We start from the raw sequence: 15,411 nt of genomic DNA, 5'->3' as shown, positions 1-15,411 counted from the left end.
CGCTGGAGGATGCCTAGGAGGCTCTTCATACTCGGGCTCGACTCCCTCCCGCCGAGGGTACTCTACGAGGGGATGGACGGCGGCGGATTCCAATACCTGAGGAGCCTAGTCGGGGACAGTCAGAGGTGGCTCATGAGGACCAGCCACCCCCCGATAACCGTGCCGGCGTGGATGGTCATGTTCACGGGCAAGACGCCGGGAGAGCTTGGCGTGTACGGGTTTAGGCATAGGAAGCCCGGCGAGTTCAACTACTACATTGTGAACAGCAGGTACATCAAGTACCCTACTCTATGGGAGGAGGCCAGCAGGAGGGGGCTGCGAGCCGGCGTGTATGGTGTACCCCCTACATACCCGCCTAAACCCCTCAACGGGTTCATGGTGACGGACTTCACCACGCCGGGCCCGGATAAGCCCTACACGTTCCCGCCATGGCTCAGGCGGGAGCTGGAATCGATTACGGGCCCCACGGTATTCGACGTCACCTATAGGAGCCACGACAAGTCAAGGGTCGCGAGAGACCTAGAGCGCATGCTTGAGAACCACTTGAGGCAGGCGGAGTACCTTGCTACCAGGAAGAAGTGGGACCTCTTCACGTACGTTGAGATAACGGTTGACAGGGCGCACCACGCCTTCTGGAAGTACTTCGACGAGAGCCATCCAAGGTATGAGGCCCACGAGGAGTACAGCAGGGTCATACCGGGCATCTACAGGAGGATAGACGAGTGGTTCGAGAAGCTGCACAAGAGGCTGCCGAGGGATACCATAGTGGTTGTCGTGAGCGACCACGGCATAAAGGCGATGAAGGGTGCCTTCACCATAAACCAGTGGCTGGTAGAGGAGGGATACCTCAGCCTCAAGCCCGAGTACAGGAGTGTAGAGGCTGGGAGCGACCTCAGGGAGGAGATGATAGACTGGAGCCGTACAATAGCGTGGGCCTGGGGAGGCTACTACTCCAGGGTCTTCATAAACCTGAAGGGCAGGGAGAAGAACGGTATAGTCGAGGAGAAGTACCTTGACGAGACCGTCAAGCAGTTGAAGAAGGATATAATGGCTATAAGGGGCCCCAGCGGGGAGCAGTGGAGCAACGCCGCCTATAGGCCGGGCGAGCTCTTCCCAGAGGTCCGGGGGGACGCGCCCGACCTGATGGTGTATCTCGATGACTTGTGGTGGAGGCCCGCCGGCACGATAGGGTGGCCGAGCAACTACCTCCCGGAGAACGATAGGGGGCCCGATGACGCGGTTCACGACTGGCTCGGAGTATACGCGGTGTACGATCCCGAGGGGACCCTTTCGCCAGGCGATATGGGGGAGATACCCATACACCAGGTGAGGAGGCACCTGCAAACGCTTTTATTCCAATGACGAGCAGGTTATTGAAGGTAGACTGCCTGGAGAGGATGGTTGTTATGGCCGAGGAGAAGGTTACGGTGGAGATAAGGAAGGAGGTCTACGAGAAGGCTAGGAAGTTCATAGAGGAGCAGGGCGGCTTCAACTCTGTCGAGGAGCTAATCGAGTTCCTAATAGAGGAGGTCACTAGCGAGGGAGAGGGCGAGGCGGGGCTGAGCCCCGAGGACGAGGAGAAGGTCAAGGAGCGCCTCCGCTCCCTGGGCTATCTCTAGATGTCGAGCCCGAAGTCCCTGATGACCCCTGCTAGCCTTGATATGTGCTCATAGAGCTCCACCCCACGCCTGGTTATCTTGACGAGCCTCCTACTATCCTCCTCGTACACCTCCACTATACCCTTATCCACTAGGTCCTCCAGCAGGCTGCTCAGCCTATCATAGGCCAGGCCCGTGGCGGTGGCGATCCTGGTGGCGTAGTCCTCGCCGCCATTGGCCAGGAGGTGCCCCAGTATATCGTGTATTATGAGGAGCCTAGACCTCCTCCTGCGCATGGCCGGTTGCACCCTTGAGATACAGGGCTAGCAGTGACGCGGCGAAGGCCGCCCTCATGGACTCCACGAGCACGAGCGACGTGTACACCAGGTTTAGGCCTGGGTTGAAGACTGTGGAGGCGATTACCAGGCCCCTGGCTAGGAATGTTGAGGCGACGAGCGACACCAATATCCTAGAGGGCCCCGAGGCCTGGGCCCCGGCCCTAAACCCTAGTATCCCAGCGGCCACGTCTGGAACAGCTATTAAGGCCTTGTAGGCTGTCGCCAGTATAGCCCAGGCCCCCTCGACCCTGCTGTTCTTGGCTGGTTGGTGGCCTAGGGGGTAGAAGCCTAGGGCCGCTGCCGTGCCCGATGCCACGTAGAGGGAGGTTGAGAGGGCTGGCCTGTCTACTAGTGTGCTTACCGCCATTAGGTACTGGGATAGGGCTAGTAGGGAGAAGGCTAGCGTCGCCTCTTCCAGGCGGGGTGACTTGAGGAGCCTGGCTATGTTGTATATTGTTACTGCTATGGCCGTGAATCCCGTGGCGCCTGCCAGCTCTAGCGTGAAGAGCGCTATCGAGAGGGTGGTCGCGGCTATTATGGCTCCGTCACCATCCATCTACAGGGTTCCCGTCCCGGGAGGGTCCCTCTCCCCGCGGGTTGAGGCTTAAAGAGTGGGACTCACCATTAGTGAGTCTGCCTTATATATTATTAATCCTCGCTTGTATCTCTTGAGGCGATGCAGTGTGGAAGGCATAACCCGTAAAATAATAATCACTACGGTTGTTTTAGTCCTGTCGCTTGGAGCAGTCGCCGCGGCGCTATCCGTGTACGCCCATGGAGAGGACGAGGACGCGGGCACATGGGCCGGGCGCCAAGCCGGGTACAGGGGTGGAATGCACGGTCCAATGATGGGCGCCATGGGAGCAGGCTACGGCCGAGGCTATGAGGGCTACGAACACTGTCCCGGGGCCGAGGAGATGGAGGAGCACATGGGGCCAGGCGGCTACTGGCATGATGGGATGCGCAACCTAACAGAGCTCTCCGGGAGCATAGTCGACGTAGACGTCGGGACTGGCATCATAAGGATGACTGACGGGTCGGGGGCGACCTACGAGGTAGTAGTGCTCCCCAGGTACGTCGACGCCAGTAATGGATACCTGGTAAGCGGGTTCTGGCTGGTGGAGAAACTGGCTGAGACCCTTGCAGACGGCGAGAACCCGGCTATAACGGTGGAGACCCCCGCCGGCCCTGCTTATAACGGCAGGGCCGTGGCTGTGTCGATACACGCGCTTGGCCTGGACCTGGTAAGCCAGATGTACTACATGCATCCATAAGAGGGTCCCTGGCGGCTGGATAAGGCCTGGGGTGCCGGGAGGGCTTGAAGCCGAGACACTATTTTTTGCTGTCGGTTACCCTGATAATAGTTGCTTCGACCCTAGCCTACATAGCCTACCCCTTCCAGGCCGATGAGCTCCTCTGTATAGAGGACAGGGCCGGTCTGGGGGAGGCTCCCGGGTTCGTTTCTGGAGTCGCTGGTGTCGCGGCGGTCGAGGGGTACGTTGAGCTGAGGGGCGTGGTTGTCGGCCACGGGTTCGTGGAGGAGGATGGCTTCAGGATCCCCGTCCTGGTTGTTAGGACCCCTGATGGCAGTGTCTATAACGTGGTCATGGGCGGGCACCTGCGGGGCTATCTGGAGAGGCATAGCGGAGACACAGAGATATACACTCACCCCATGTATATGGCGAATCACCAGGTGGTGGTCAGGGGGTACAAGGTCTCGGTTAACAATACGATCGTGGCGACCGCCATACAAATGGAGTGCCCTGGGGGCATGCATGGCGCTCCCATGGGGGAGTGGGGCCACACAGGGCATGGGTGTATGGGTCATGGATGGAAATATGGGGGGAGGGGTTGAGGGGTCCCTCCCTCTACTTCTTGGGGAAGAACTCCTCCTCGAAGAACTCGTGCTCTCCCTTCTCTCCCTGCTCCCTCCTCTCCTTCTCTATCCGCCTCAGCTGGACCCTCCTTATCTTCCCGCTTATGGTCTTCGGTAGCTGGTCTACGAACTCTATTATCCTGGGCCTCTTGTAGGGCGCCATGTTCTTACGGGCGAATTCGAAGACGTCTCTAGCCAGCTCTGGGCTCGGCTTGTAGCCTGGCTTGAGCACGATGAAGGCCTTTGGCACGGTCCATTTTATGGGGTGTGGGCTCGGCACGACCGCCACCTCTGCGACCGCCGGGTGCTTTATGAGCTCGCTCTCGACCTCGAAGGGGCTGATCCTGTAGTCGCTGCTCTTGAAGACGTCGTCGGCCCTGCCCACGAAGTATAGGTAGCCGTCCCGGTCCATCATGGCGACGTCGCCGGTCCAGTAGAGTCCCTGCCTGAAGACGCTCCTGTTCTTCTCGGGGTCGTCGTATCCCTTCATCAACCCCAGGGGCCTCTCCGGCTCTATCCTAATGGCTATCTGCCCGTCCTCGCCGACCGGCACGGGGTTGCCCTCGGGGTCAACCAGTACTATGTCGTAGCCTGGGGCCGGCTTGCCCATGGAGCCCGGCTTGACCTCTAGGCCCGGGAAGTAGCCTATCTGTAGAGTCGTCTCGGTCTGACCATAGCCCTCCCTTATAGTCACCCCGGTCTTCTCCTTCACCGTCTCTATGACCTTGGGGTTGAGGGGCTCCCCGGCGCTGACGGCCTCGCGTAGATTGTCCCAGTTGTAGCGTTCCAGTTCCTCTAGTATGAACATCCTCCACACCGTTGGGGGCGCGCAGAGGGTGTTCACCCCATACTCTGTTATGAACTCCAGGACCTTGGGCGGGTTGAAGCCGCTGTAGGCGTAGACCATGCTCGTGGCCTCGGCGTTGAAGGCTGAGAAGAAGGTGGACCAGGCCCACTTGGCCCATCCGGGGCTGGATATGTTGTAGTGCCTGTCCCCGGGCTTGTCGCCTATCCAGTAGACTGTTGTTAGGTGCCCAGCCGGGTAGGAGGCGTGGGTGTGGAAGACCATCTTGGGCTTCGCCGTGGTGCCGCTGGTGAAGTAGATCAACGCGATATCATCAGCTGTAGTGACGACCTTGTTGTAGCCTACCCCGCCCTCGCCCAGCAGGTCGTCTAGGAGGGTCCATCCCTTCCTGACCTCGCCTACCGCTATGAAGTCCCTAACTCCCAGCTTCTCTAGCTTACCCCTTATGCTCTCTATCTTCTCGAAGGCGTTCTTGTCGGCGAATACAGCCTTTACCCCTGCCCTCTTGACCCTGTCGAGCACGTCCTCGGCGGAGAGTAGTATGGTGGCTGGCACCATCGGCATGCCGGCCTTCAAGAGTCCTAGCATTATCGTGAACAGCTCCAGTACGTTGCCAGTCATCACAAGCATACTGTCGCCCTTGCCGTACCCGCGCGACTCCAGGGCGTTGGCCAGCTTATCCGACGACGCCCCCAGCTCGTGGAAGGACACCTTCTTACTGTCACGGGACTCCAGGAGCTCGTCGTCGACCCAGATTATAGCCGGGTCGCTCTTCTCGGCTAGCACACCGTTGAAGTACTGTACTCCCCAGTTCCACCTGCCTAGCCTGGGCCACTTGAACTCCTCCCTCGCCTCGTCGTAGAGGGGCCTTGAGAGGATGTAGTCCCTTGCCTTGAGGAAGTTGGACAACGACTCCTGGGGTGATACGTCTAGGGCCATGAAGGACCACCCTTGTGGGGTCATGCAATTAATGTCGTGGTGTTCGATAAATAAGGTATTGTAGGCGGCCGATATATGTAGGGGGCTAGGGATCTAAACAATTAGCCCCTTCCCGGGGGGGCGCCTACCCTATCCTTCCCCCGCCTTCCTCAGCTCCTCCTCCTTCAGGACCCTCCTCAGTATCTTCCCAACCGCGGTCTTCGGCAGGTCGTCCCTGAACTCGATTATCCTGGGGTACTTCACCTCTCCCAGCTGCTTCTTAGCCCACTCCTTTATCTCGTCCGCGGTCACTTTGCCCTTGCACTCCTCCTTTAACACGATGAAGGCTTTGGGGACCTCGAAGTAGTCTGGGTGGGGGACTCCTATCACTGCGGCCTCCCTTATGCAGGGGTGCTTGTAGAGTATCTCTTCTATCTCCCGTGGGTAGAGGCTGTATCCCTTGTACTTGATTATATCCTTCTTCCTGTCCACTATGTAGAAGTAGCCGTCCTCGTCCATCCTGGCAATGTCACCGGTCCTAAGCCACCTCCTACCACAGCACTCGAAGAAGACGGCCCTGTTCTCCTCGGGCATGTTGTGGTACTGCTTCATGACCTGGGGCCCGCTTATAACCAGCTCCCCCACCTCGCCAGCGGGCAGGAGTTCCGGCTCCTCGACCTTGGCCACGGCCGCCAGCGTGCTCGGCACTGGAAGACCTATGCTACCCGCCCTGGCCTCTCCCAGTATAGGGTTCACGTGTGTGACTGGGCTCGTCTCGGTGAGCCCATAGCCTTCCCTAAGCTTGGCCCCGGTGATCTCCTCGAACTTCTCCCGTACAGCCACTGGCAGTGGGGCCGCGCCGCTTATGCAGACTTCGAGGCTCTTGAGGTTGAACTTGTCCCTCTTGGGGTGGTTTATTATGGCTATGTACATGAGGGGGACCCCGTGGAACACGTTGGCCTTGTGCTTCTCGATAGCCTTCATAACGCTCTCCACATCCCACCTCGGGAAGACTAGTATCGTAGCGGCCTTGTAGACCCCAGTGTTGAGGACCGCCGACTGACCATAGATGTGGAACCATGGCAGGGCCCCTACGAAGACGTCCACACCCTTCTGACCCCTCTTATACCACGCGTCGATCTGCACGACGTTAGCCAGGAGGTTGTAGTGGGTCAGCTCGGCCCCCTTGGGGACTCCTGTCGTGCCCCCGGTGTACATGAGAGCCGCTATGTCCTCGCGCGGGTTTATATAGGGCTTCTCCCTTATCCTCTCGCTCGACGCTAGTATATTCTTGAACTGCTTGTTCCTCGCGTCCTCGCGTATCTTGGGTGGCTTGGCCTTGAGCTTGTATAGGAGGGATTTCACGCCTGGCAGGTAGTCCTGTATCCCGGTCCATATGATCTCCTCTACGCCTCCCGGCACCCCAGCGGCTACCTTCTCCTTGAATAGGTCTATCGCGACCAGTATCCTGGCCTTGTTATCCTCTAGCTGGTGCCTTATCAGGGCCGGCCCGTAGAGCACGTTCATGGGGGACACGGTGGCCCCCGCCATTAGGGCACCGTAGTAGGCTATAGCGAACTGGGGCGTGTTGGGGAGGAACAGTCCAACCACGTCTCCCGGGCCTATCCCCTTGCCCCTGAGGTAGCCGGCGAACCTCTCAGCCGACTCCAGTAGCTCGCGGTAGCTCATCCTGTAGCCGAAGAAGTAGAGGGCCGTCCTATCCGGGTACCCCCGGGCTGCCTCCTCTAGGATCCAGTAGAGGGGTTTCTCGGGGACCTCCACGTCGGCTGGAACACCCTCGTCATAGTTCTTCAGCCAGGGCCTGCTGGCGTATACTCTAAACGCGTCTTCCGACCCCACAATAGGACACCGTCGAATAGATGCCCGGAGAAAGGGTATTTATCATTGGCAACGATCCGGCCCTGGAGGAGGAGAGGGTCAAGGGTTTTAGAGGGAGAGGGTCCCTCCCAGAGTCACTATATCCTCCAGTACCTTGTCGCCCGGGTGCCCTATCGGCTTCCTCGGGAGCACGTACTCCTTGAGAAGCGCCGCCACGTTGTGATACCTCTCATCTCCCAGCCTTGAGGCCATGTTCTCTAGTATGATTATGGAGGCAGCATGGCCAAGGTCCTCTAGTATGTACTTGGCGTTGTACTCGGCTAGGCTGGGCGGGGTCTCCATTAGCCGCGCCAGGGTCTCCTTCATGCTGGCGAGCGCCGCCCCGGCAGTCTCCCTGTCGAAGGCTTCCCGCGAGAGGGCCTCCATGTCCTCTAGCAGGGGTTCGTTGGCCCTCTTCTTGGCTATCGCTTCGAGCATGTCTAGGGCCTGTATGTTGCTGGTCCCCTCCCATATGGGCGTGATCAACGCCTCCCTATGCCACCTCTCGACCATGTACTCGGAGAGGAAGCCTATCCCGCCGAACAACTCCATCGCCAGCATGGTGGTCCTCGCGGCGTTCACCGCCGTTATGTTCTTGGCTATATGGGTCATTAGCCTGGCGTAGTGGTATTGCCTCGTATAGGGCGGGGTGTCCCTCCTTGCCTTCTCGAAGAGGTCTACCGCCTTGTGGGTTATCGCGAGGGACTCCTCCGTGAGGAGCTCCATCTCAAGCAGGTCCCTCCTAACCAGCTGGTGCTCGATGAGCCTCTTGCCGAATGCCCTCCTGTGCAGCGCGTACATATAGGCCTCCAGGTAGGCCTTACGCGATATACCGACTGCCCCCGCGGCGTTTGCTAGCCTGGAGACCATCAGGTCCTCCAGGGTATAGTATATGCCCTTCTCAGCCTCCCCCACCAGATAGGCCTCTGTATCGATGAACTCGACCTCCCCAGTGGGCACTGGAACCGTGCCGCTCTTCTCCTTAAGCCTCCTCACGTAGAAGTTCAGCGATCCATCACTCCTATAGCGTGGGACGACGAATAGGGCTAGGCCCTTCGCGCCGGGCCTCCCGCCCCGGGGCCTCGCGGTTGCTAGTGCTATGTCGGCTATCCCGGCCCCGCTTGAGAAGTACTTGTAGCCGTTGAGCAGCCACCTCCCATCCCTGTAGTCTGCGGTCGTGGTATTGGCTCCCAGGTCGCTCCCGCCCTGTACCTCGGTGAACCAGGTGGCCCCCAGCATTAGGGGCTTCTGTAGCCCGGCTAGGTTCTTGTAGTAGTCCCTTACCTCGCTTGGCCCGTACTTCTCTAGGGCGTAGGCCGTCTGTATGGTTATTGTGAGTATGCAGGAGAGTCCTGGGTCTCCTATGAGGTTGAGGCCCGCGTAGTGCTCGTGCCAGCTCCCCCCGTCGAAGGGGTACTTGTTCACGCCGTACTCCTCGACCAGGTCGCGTATTATCCTCCTCTCCATGGGGTCGAGCCAGGAGACGTCGACCCTCTCGCCACGCACACTCCACATCACGTGGACCGGCTGGCTCATCCTGTCGACCCTATACATGGCCTCGTAGACCGTCGACCCCGTGTACTCCCCGAGACCCTCCATCGAGGGCTCGCGGCCGAGGAAGTAGTTGAGCACGTCCCTCAAGGGCTTGTCAAGCCTGTAATGGTTGAGGCCGTAGGCCATGGATAAGTGCTCGGGTCCCTCTAGGGGCATAGGATCCACCCCGAGCCTATATGCGGGATGCCTGGAGGGGTCTTATCGGTTAGACTATGCATGCTAAGGACACGACCGGCCCGGTGTGTAATATATCCCCCAGAGAGCTACTGTATCACGGAGGAGCGCCTCCGGAGGATCCGTGTATTGGAGGATCTAGCCATCCTAGACGGCTCCACGCTCAGGAGGCTATTCGACTACAAGGGGCTAGTCGACGACATTAGAAGAGTCCTACTGGGCGATGCGACCGCGCCCATGAGGGCAAGCCTAACCCACGGGAACGCCTGGCTAGGCGCAATGCCAGCCGCGGGCCTCGGCCTGCAGGTCGTCAAGGTGGTCGGAGTCTACTACGATAACCCCTCTAAGGGACTCCCCCTAGTACGAGGACTCGTACTAGTCCTCAGGGAGAGCGACGGGGAGCCACTCTATCTCATGGACGCTGGCGTACTGACCGGCTACAGGACCGCGGCCGCCACATGCCTGGGAGCGAGCCTGCTCGGCTACGAGGGCCAGGAGCCGGTAGGCCTCATAGGCTCCGGCGTACAGGCCCGCTACCACGCGGAATGCCTCAGAGAGGTCTATGGCGTCGGAGAGTTCCTGGTGTACGACGTCGACCCAGAGAGGGCTGGAGAGCTGGCCCGGGAGCTCGGAGGCCATACAGCGAGTCTAGAGGAGATACACTCCAGGGCCAAGCTCATAGTAGCGGCCACAACCAGCAGAGAGCCCGTGGTTAGGGGGTCCCTCCTGAGGGACGACGTGATAGTCGCTAGCATAGGGGCTCCAAAACCCGTCTGGGAGGTCGACGAGGAGGCCATGGAGAGGGCCGGGTGCATACTAGCCGATACACTAGAGGGGTTCCTAGGAGAGGCTGGAGAGGCCGAGCACAAGCCAGCCAGCGTGAAGGTAGTCGGGCTGAGGGAAGTCCTACAGGGAGCCATATGCCCGGGCAGGGGACCCAGGATATACAAGTCCGTGGGGACAGGCCTCTTCGACCTAGCCGCCGCATACCACGTCCACAGGAAGAAGACCGGGCTAGAAGCGGGTAGCACGCCGGCCTAGAGGGTCCCTCGCCTCGGGGGCCTGTGGGCTCGTGCAAACTTTTTATGGCCTCAGACGGTGCATCCACTATACAGGGATGGACCCGTAGCTCAGCCAGGAGAGAGCGCCGGCCTCCTAAGCCGGTGGTCGGGGGTTCAAATCCCCCCGGGTCCGCCACAGGGGGCGAACCCCCTCAACCCGGCTCCTACCATTAGTTATAGTATCCCCGGCGCCTGGACCCCACTGTAGCCTCGGCTATGCCAGATAGACTAGCCCTGCTTCGAGCTAGTCAAGCGGGCGGCGGAAGCCCGGATCCTAACCCGTTTATTGGCTCAGACACCATGTGTTGCCTGGTGTGCTGGTTTGCGGGTTTTCAGGAGGGATGGTGGCGGTACGGTTGTTAGGCTGAAGTTAGACGATGAACTCAGGGGGCTTGTTGGCTACTTTATGAAGTCTACCGGGGTCAATTCTATAGATGAAGCGGTCCGTGCCCTGGTCAGGAGGGGGTATGACTACTGGCTACTTGAGAGGAAGTACGGTGGAGACGTCGACTCTATGAGGGTTTGGGACGCGGGTTTCAAGTGCATGGAGCTTGAGGCCGGGTTCCTCTACTATAGGATGAGGGTTAGAGAGGTCATCGAGGAGTTGAAGAACGCGGTCCTCATATTATCCGGCGTACTGGCCGACTTGGAGGCCTGCTACAGGGAATGCGGGGCCGGGGGAGTAGACCTGGACCGTATCAGCGGGTATAGGGCGGAGTTATCCCGGTATATGGACGAGTATATCAAGCCGCTCAGGGATGACGTCGAGGAAGGGAAGTACGTTGACGAGGCAGAGATTGTCAGGCACGTCGAGGAGCTCGTCGAGAAGTACAAGGAGAAGCTCGGCATGACTAGAGGAGAGAAGGAATAGCGGTTAGGGGGCGGGGCCCCACTGCCAGCAGTGTAAAGATCAAGACTCTTAGAGGAGCCCCCTAACGCGTCATTGAGTAGGGACTGACGGGGATGAGGATCCTCTATGCGGTATCAAGCATCGGGCTCGGGCACGCCGCCAGGAGCAGGCTCCTAGGAAAGCTACTACAGGACATGGGGGCGGAGCTACTCTACTATGCTCCAGGCAGGGCGGGAGACTACCTGGCCAGATGGGGCATGCCGGTCTCACGGGGCTCCAGGCTCTCAAGCGACCTATCAAGTATAGCGGAGGACTGGTACCGTAGGACTGGTGAGGCCCTGATCGGGCTGAGGGCCGCCCTTCAAGAGCATAGGATCGCATTGGAGAATGCCCGGTGGCTGCTTAGGGATGTTGAGGAGTTCAAGCCGGACCTGGTCGTGTGCGATGAGAGCTGGGAGGCTATAAGCGTCGCCGAGAGGATAGGGGTTGCGAAGGCGTGGATAGCGGACTTCCCCCTCTACCCGCCCATAGGGGGTCCCTCCCGTATCGCGGCGGCGGTGGCGGTTAACCGGTTCCTCCTGAGGAGGCTCCCGCTCTTCGATGAGAGAGTATATGTGGGGCTCGAATGGGAGCACGGGGATCTGAGGGCGTTCAGGGTTCTGGGGCCGAGGCTCCGCGAAGTGCTTGAGGAGTTCCACGTTATAGGCCCAGTGCCCGCCGTGTCGAGCAGTGAGGCACTCGACAGGGAGGCGGCGTTATCAAGCCTAGGCCTCGACCCCGGGGAGCACTATATCCTGGTGCAGTCTGGAGGGACCCTCATGGGCCTAGAATACCTGGCCGAAGCCGCCAGGGCCCTGGAGGGCCTCGGCTACCGGGTGGTCGTGGCCTCCGGGATGGATCCCGGGGCTGGGAGGTGGATTGGCTTGAACCCAAAGCTACCCCTCTATCTGAGGGGTTTCGACTGCGTTGTCAGCAATGCTGGACTGACCACTGCCTCTACACTGGCTCACTTGGGCGTTAGGGGGCTCCTCAAGCCCCTTCCAGGCCATTTCGAGCAGGAGCATGTTGCCGTGGCCGCCTCTAGGCGCTGGGAGTGTCTCAGGCCCCTTAGGGATTCCTCGGGCCTGGAGTGGTGTCTCGGTGGAGGGGTGTGTGGTGGGGATCCTGGGTTGTTTGATAATGCTTTGAGGGCGGCTAGGCTCCTGTACTCTCTCGTCTAGCAGCTGTGGCCTGTGTGGTGTTTGTGGTGGCTCGTCTCTCCCGGCATTCCCTGTGGGCCGTGTTCTAGGTAGTAGTCTGGCCTCGCCTTGAACTCTTCTAGGCATGTCCTGCTGCAGAAGTAGTAGACCTTGCCCTTGTGTATTGTCTTGTAGGGCGTGGTCGAGTCGACCTCCATTCCACAGACGGGGTCTATGTGCTTAGCCATCGAGTTACTCACCGGTTAAGAGGGATGGGTGTGAGCCGGCAATTAATACCTAGTATATACTATGTCCTAGATTTATAGATTTGCCAGGGTAAGCCTATACCATGGCCCTCCTCGGCCTCCAATAAAGGATCCTAGCACTGTTCGAGGTCACCGTTATCGAGCTAAGGCTCATGACCAGCGCGGCTACCTCCGGGCCTATAGTGACTCCCAGAGGGGACAAGACCCCAGCTGCGACCGGTATAAGCACCGTGTTGTAGGCGAAGGCCCAGAACAGGTTGAACCTAATCGTCCTCGCCGCCCGCCGCGCCAGCTCTATGGCATAGACCACCAGCTCCATGTTGTTGCGGGCCAACACGATATCCCCCGCCTGCCTGGCCACATCCAAGGCCTCGTTAACCGCTATACCAACATCAGCCTCCGCCAGCGCGGGCCCATCGTTGACTCCATCACCAACATAGGCTACCGGGGCCTCACGCCTAAGCCTCGATATACGCTCGGCCTTCCCCAACGGGTCCAAACGCCCGAGAGCACAGTCGCCTGGTATGCCCAGCCTCTCAGCAACCCTCTCCACGGCGGGCTGAGCATCTCCGGAGAGTATACAGGTCTTCACGCCCATCCCGTGTAGCGTCTTCACGAGCCGGGCGGCGTCTTCCCTGACCTCGTCCTCCAAGCCTATTACAGCCCGGACAACGTTATCAACCACGACGTAGACCCTAGTATAGCCTTCGACCCCTACACGGGGCTCCTCTAGGCCCAGCTCCTCCAACAGCCTAGCCCCGCCCACGGCCACGTTTAAGCCGTCAACCACGCCGACTAGGCCCAGGCCGGGCACCTCGTCTAGGGACTCGGGCCTCGGGGGATCGCCCCCGTAGGTCGTGTTGTAGTAGTCTACTATAGCCCTGGCCAGCGGGTGATTGCTACCTGATTCCAGGGCTGCGGCTAGCCTTAGGGACTCCTCTAGGGGTCCCTCAACCGGCTTGGCGTCGACCACCACGGGCTTGCCCTTGGTGAGGGTCCCCGTCTTATCGAAGGCCACTATCCCCACACGGGCCAGCTGCTCCAGCACATCGGGCCTCTTCAATATCAAGCCCATCCTGTAAGCCCTGGCTACGGATGCAGCCACCCCCGTTGGAATCGCTATCCCGAGGGCACAGGGGCAAGCTACTACCAGCACGGTAGCCGCCGCGAGCAACGCGGTGGTTATCGTCGACCCCAGTACTATGTGGCCCGCCACCGTGGCCGCGGCCACCGCCAGGACTACCGGTACAAACACGGAGACCACGCGGTCGGCGATCTCCTGTAGCCTCGGCTTGTAGAGGCCCGCCTCCCTAGCCGCCTCTAGAGCCCTAGCTACGAGCCTATACCTCCCAGTCCTAAGGGCCGTTACCTTGAGCCATCCCCTAACCAGGGTGGACCCCGCCAGTACGAGGTCTCCCGTGGCCACGTGGCGTGGCTCCGATTCCCCGGTTACCGGGCTCTCGTCGACTTCGCCCGTGCCAGAGTGTATCCTCCCGTCTACCGGTATCCTCTCCCCGGTCCTAACGACTACAGTCTCGCCAGGCTTCACCTCGCTCTCCGAGATCTCCACGAGGGTCCCTCGTCTCTCGACCCTGGCCTTCTCGGGCAGTATCTCCTTGGAGGCCGCCAGTATCCTCTCGGCCCTGCTCCTCAGCCTTTCCTCGACGTACCTCCCGGCTAGGACGAAGAGTGTTATGAACACTATCGCGTCGAAGTAGAGCGGCCCGCCCGTGAACAGGCCGTAGACGCTTATCGCTAGCGCCACTGTCGTGCCCAGGGCTAGTAGGGTGTCCATTATCAGGTACCCGTGCAGTGCCGCCTTGAGGGCTGGTATGACGAACCCGTAGAAGGATACTAGATAAGCCACCAAGCCCGCCACCGCGGCTAGTGGCGTCGAGCCCGTGAGTAGCCCCGCGGCGTATACTAGGGTCGATATGGCGACCGCGGCTAGCGCGTGTCGCGTGTAGTCTCTTTTGGACTCGCTCTCCAGGGGCTCCGCCTTCAACCCCATCGCCGCGAGCCCGCCGACTATATCGTCGCTAGAAGCGGCTAGGGGGTCGAACTCTACCCTGACTATCCTCCCGGCCTCGTAGACCCTTGCATCCACTACGCCGGGGATCCTCTTGAGCTTCTCCTCAAGGGGCTTCCCCATCCCCTCCTTTAGACCCTCGACGCGGAGCACGAGCCTCTCAAGCACTATATCGTATCCCACCCGGCGGACCGCCTCGACTATCTCCCTCCTATCCACGCCACCTGCCAGGGCCAGGGTTAGGGTCCCCGTGTTGGGGTCCACCTCGGCCCTCTCTACCCCCGGTATCCTCGATAGCTCCGTCTCTATGACCCTCTTGCAGGAGACGCAGTGCACTCCCACGAGCCGGTATTGCTCTCTGGCCTTGTCCATGGATTCCCTGGTTATCCTGAGCGTCACTCCAATGCTACCAGTTCCCCCTAGTACGGGGATATAGTATATATACCTGGATACATGTATTTACAAGGGTATATAGCTACTGTAGCGTGGCCTCCCTCCACACACCGCCACCAAACTCTACACCCCCCAACAGGCCCCGGGGAAGTCACTAAGCCCCCGGGCCATGTCCCCCCGAGAGACCCTTCAAGGCAAAGGATTATAGCCCGCGGCAGGAAAGAGATAAGCCATTGGGAGCGGCGGGTCAGCGGCATCGAGCCTCATCAAGCGTCAGCTCGTGCGGTGTTCATCATCCCGCCGCCCCCGTCACATAACATAATCAGGTAATACTACTAGGGTATCTGCTAGTCAGAGTCGCCGCCTTCATATTCCAGCCATTTTTATCGTAAGGAAACAACATGCCTGGAGGAGGCTCCTTCACCGGCATATAAACAGCAACTATGTCCAGAAGCCCGGGGGCTCCCCGCATTAATTAAGCCTGCTGACACCC

Annotated in this window: 14 protein-coding genes and 1 tRNA gene; 8 read left to right on the top strand and 7 right to left on the bottom strand. The window is 59.8% G+C overall.

The features are described 5' to 3' along the window. Window positions 1–9: 9 nt before the first annotated feature. Together F7C38_05225 and F7C38_05220 are read left to right on the top strand one after the other, a co-directional pair. On the top strand, window positions 10–1,362 hold the full coding sequence (locus F7C38_05225; GenBank protein ID MCE4600948.1) for an alkaline phosphatase family protein: 1,353 nt from the start codon (window positions 10–12) through the stop codon (window positions 1,360–1,362). Between the two features lie 11 nt (window positions 1,363–1,373). Next, on the top strand, window positions 1,374–1,619 hold the full coding sequence (locus F7C38_05220) for a CopG family transcriptional regulator (GenBank protein ID MCE4600947.1): 246 nt from the start codon (window positions 1,374–1,376) through the stop codon (window positions 1,617–1,619). Here F7C38_05220 and F7C38_05215 read toward each other — a convergent pair. After that, window positions 1,616–1,894, bottom strand: coding sequence for a MarR family transcriptional regulator (locus tag F7C38_05215; GenBank protein MCE4600946.1), 279 nt, complete (start codon window positions 1,892–1,894; stop codon window positions 1,616–1,618). The genes F7C38_05220 and F7C38_05215 overlap by 4 nt on opposite strands. Further along, on the bottom strand, window positions 1,875–2,492 hold the full coding sequence (locus F7C38_05210) for a hypothetical protein (GenBank protein MCE4600945.1): 618 nt from the start codon (window positions 2,490–2,492) through the stop codon (window positions 1,875–1,877). Before F7C38_05210 ends, F7C38_05215 begins: the two co-directional genes overlap by 20 nt. Window positions 2,493–2,619: 127 nt before the next feature. Here F7C38_05210 and F7C38_05205 point away from each other — a divergent pair, with 127 nt between their 5' ends. Both F7C38_05205 and F7C38_05200 read left to right on the top strand, forming a co-directional pair. Continuing rightward, window positions 2,620–3,210 (top strand): hypothetical protein, encoded by a 591-nt coding sequence (locus F7C38_05205; protein MCE4600944.1) that lies wholly within the window; start codon window positions 2,620–2,622, stop codon window positions 3,208–3,210. Between the two features lie 44 nt (window positions 3,211–3,254). Further along, on the top strand, window positions 3,255–3,791 hold the full coding sequence (locus F7C38_05200) for a hypothetical protein (GenBank protein ID MCE4600943.1): 537 nt from the start codon (window positions 3,255–3,257) through the stop codon (window positions 3,789–3,791). 13 nt (window positions 3,792–3,804) lie between these two features. On the opposite strand, the gene F7C38_05195 is transcribed toward F7C38_05200, so the two are convergent. The 3 genes from F7C38_05195 to F7C38_05185 form a co-directional block, all read right to left on the bottom strand. After that, complete coding sequence (locus F7C38_05195) at window positions 3,805–5,556, bottom strand: AMP-binding protein (protein ID MCE4600942.1); 1,752 nt, start codon at window positions 5,554–5,556, stop codon at window positions 3,805–3,807. Window positions 5,557–5,685: 129 nt separating this feature from the next. Beyond that, window positions 5,686–7,395: a long-chain fatty acid--CoA ligase gene (locus F7C38_05190; GenBank protein MCE4600941.1), complete on the bottom strand. Its 1,710-nt coding sequence runs from the start codon at window positions 7,393–7,395 to the stop codon at window positions 5,686–5,688. Between the two features lie 87 nt (window positions 7,396–7,482). Continuing rightward, entirely contained in the window at window positions 7,483–9,123 is a 1,641-nt protein-coding gene (locus F7C38_05185; protein MCE4600940.1) for an acyl-CoA dehydrogenase family protein, read from the bottom strand. Window positions 9,124–9,270: 147 nt separating this feature from the next. Here F7C38_05185 and F7C38_05180 point away from each other — a divergent pair, with 147 nt between their 5' ends. The 4 genes from F7C38_05180 to F7C38_05165 all read left to right on the top strand — a co-directional run bounded on the left by F7C38_05180 (window position 9,271) and on the right by F7C38_05165 (window position 12,272). Beyond that, window positions 9,271–10,182 carry an ornithine cyclodeaminase family protein gene (locus tag F7C38_05180; GenBank protein MCE4600939.1) on the top strand — a complete coding sequence of 304 codons (912 nt, stop codon included), beginning with the start codon at window positions 9,271–9,273 and terminating at the stop codon, window positions 10,180–10,182. Window positions 10,183–10,260: 78 nt separating this feature from the next. After that, window positions 10,261–10,338: transfer RNA gene (locus F7C38_05175), tRNA-Arg, on the top strand. Window positions 10,339–10,524: 186 nt separating this feature from the next. Then, on the top strand, window positions 10,525–11,073 hold the full coding sequence (locus F7C38_05170) for a hypothetical protein (protein ID MCE4600938.1): 549 nt from the start codon (window positions 10,525–10,527) through the stop codon (window positions 11,071–11,073). Window positions 11,074–11,165: 92 nt separating this feature from the next. After that, a complete protein-coding gene (locus F7C38_05165; protein ID MCE4600937.1) occupies window positions 11,166–12,272 on the top strand; it encodes a hypothetical protein in 1,107 nt (368 codons plus the stop codon). Here F7C38_05165 and F7C38_05160 read toward each other — a convergent pair. Then, window positions 12,269–12,478, bottom strand: coding sequence for a YHS domain-containing protein (locus F7C38_05160; GenBank protein MCE4600936.1), 210 nt, complete (start codon window positions 12,476–12,478; stop codon window positions 12,269–12,271). The genes F7C38_05165 and F7C38_05160 overlap by 4 nt on opposite strands. A 94-nt stretch (window positions 12,479–12,572) precedes the next feature. Further along, window positions 12,573–14,924: a cadmium-translocating P-type ATPase gene (cadA, locus tag F7C38_05155; GenBank protein MCE4600935.1), complete on the bottom strand. Its 2,352-nt coding sequence runs from the start codon at window positions 14,922–14,924 to the stop codon at window positions 12,573–12,575. Window positions 14,925–15,411 lie beyond the last annotated feature (487 nt).

The sequence above is a fragment of the Candidatus Thermodiscus eudorianus genome, assembly GCA_015521085.1.
Taxonomy (GTDB): domain Archaea; phylum Thermoproteota; class Thermoprotei_A; order Sulfolobales; family Acidilobaceae; genus Thermodiscus; species Thermodiscus eudorianus.
The sequence above is the reverse complement of the archived record's forward strand: the minus strand, read 5'-3'. Positions and strand labels throughout refer to the sequence as shown.

Coding starts and splice junctions, on each gene's coding strand:
- F7C38_05165 (MCE4600937.1), top strand. CDS start 11,166: ATGAGGATCCTCTATGCGGTATCAAGCATCGGGCTCGGGCACGCCGCC.
- F7C38_05195 (MCE4600942.1), bottom strand. CDS start 5,556: ATGGCCCTAGACGTATCACCCCAGGAGTCGTTGTCCAACTTCCTCAAG.
- F7C38_05215 (MCE4600946.1), bottom strand. CDS start 1,894: ATGCGCAGGAGGAGGTCTAGGCTCCTCATAATACACGATATACTGGGG.
- F7C38_05185 (MCE4600940.1), bottom strand. CDS start 9,123: ATGCCCCTAGAGGGACCCGAGCACTTATCCATGGCCTACGGCCTCAAC.
- F7C38_05225 (MCE4600948.1), top strand. CDS start 10: ATGCCTAGGAGGCTCTTCATACTCGGGCTCGACTCCCTCCCGCCGAGG.
- F7C38_05160 (MCE4600936.1), bottom strand. CDS start 12,478: ATGGCTAAGCACATAGACCCCGTCTGTGGAATGGAGGTCGACTCGACC.
- F7C38_05210 (MCE4600945.1), bottom strand. CDS start 2,492: ATGGATGGTGACGGAGCCATAATAGCCGCGACCACCCTCTCGATAGCG.